Here is a 1,214-nt window from a genome sequence, read left to right on the forward strand (position 1 = left end):
CAGGACGCCGACAAAGCCGAACGGATTGTTGTCGCGATTGCCACTGAAAAAGAAGGCGAAATTGCCGAGCATCGAAATGGCACCGGCAAAGGTGGCGACGATCGTCATGGTCAGCGTGTCGCGGTGCTGCACATGGGCGAGTTCGTGCGCCATGACGGCTGCGACCTCTTCAGGCGTCAGCGCCTGCAACAGGCCGGTGGAGGCAGCGACCGCCGCGTTCTGCGGGTTGCGGCCGGTGGCAAAGGCGTTCGGCTGCGGATTGTCGATCAGGTAGGTCTTCGGCATGGGCAGGCCGGCCTGTTTGGCGAGCGACTGGACGATGGCGTAATATTCGGGCGCGTTCTTCTCGTCGACCTCGACGGCACGGTTCATCGACAGCACCATCTTGTCGGCATTCCAGTAGCTGAACAGATTGGTGCCGGCGGCGATCAGCAGCGCGATCATCATGCCGCCGGTTCCGCCGATCAAAAAGCCGACGCCCATGAACAGCGCGGTCATCGCGGCAAGAAGCATGGCGGTGCGAAGTGTGTTCATCGTCTGCTCCTGTCCAGGTGATAGCGAAAAGGGGTCGATCCGCTTCGTCTCATCGCTATATGATGGGAAACACCAGTTCCCGTTTCAATCCGCTGGAAATATCGCATGAACGACGAAGCCAGTAAAACCGATGCCGAGCTTGCCCATGATGTCGAGCCAAAGGCGCTGACGCCGGAAGCCAGACGTGCGCTCGCGGAAGCCGAAGCAAGGCGTGTAAAGTACCTGGAAAAGGAAGCCTCGGCGCCGAAGGAAATCGGCGGCCGCGGCGGCAAGGAGCCCGGCCGCTACGGCGACTGGGAGGTAAAGGGCCTGACCAGCGATTTCTAGACGCGGCCTAGGCGGCGTTGCGCTGCGGCTCGAGCGCGATCCAGCCACGCTCGTCGACGGTGATGCCCACCATGTCGTAGCCCGCGATCGCGGCGTGTTGCGTTGGCAAGGGGTGCTTGTGCGTGGCGCTGATGACCATGACCGCCGCGCCCGCCGCTTCGGCTGCCGCTATGCCGGCCGGGGCATCCTCGAACACGAGGCAGTCGCGCGCGTCGAAGCCGAGCCGTTCCGCGCCAAGCCGGAAGCAATCGGGCGCCGGCTTGCCGCGGGAGACATCTTCCGCCGCGACGATGATGGCCGGGACGGGGATGCCGGCGGCCTTCATGCGCAACAGCGCCAGCTAACGAGGGGCG

The 1,214-nt window shown here is 63.9% G+C and carries 2 protein-coding genes and 1 pseudogene; 1 reads left to right on the forward strand and 2 read right to left on the reverse strand.

Translation table 11 applies throughout. From position 1 onward, the window contains the following. A partial coding sequence (locus tag EOA22_RS34260; RefSeq protein ID WP_164756205.1) for a M48 family metalloprotease occupies window positions 1-534 on the reverse strand: 534 nt, incomplete at its 3' end. Between the two features lie 105 nt (window positions 535-639). Here EOA22_RS34260 and EOA22_RS34265 point away from each other — a divergent pair. Continuing rightward, window positions 640-861 (forward strand): DUF1674 domain-containing protein, encoded by a 222-nt coding sequence (locus EOA22_RS34265; protein ID WP_024504209.1) that lies wholly within the window; start codon window positions 640-642, stop codon window positions 859-861. 7 nt (window positions 862-868) lie between these two features. Here the strand turns inward: EOA22_RS34265 and EOA22_RS34270 are convergent. Further along, a pseudogene (locus tag EOA22_RS34270) lies at window positions 869-1,214 on the reverse strand (HAD-IA family hydrolase); the annotation flags it as partial.

This window comes from Mesorhizobium sp. M7A.F.Ca.US.014.04.1.1, from assembly GCF_003998745.1.
Taxonomy (GTDB): Bacteria; Pseudomonadota; Alphaproteobacteria; order Rhizobiales; family Rhizobiaceae; genus Mesorhizobium; species Mesorhizobium ciceri.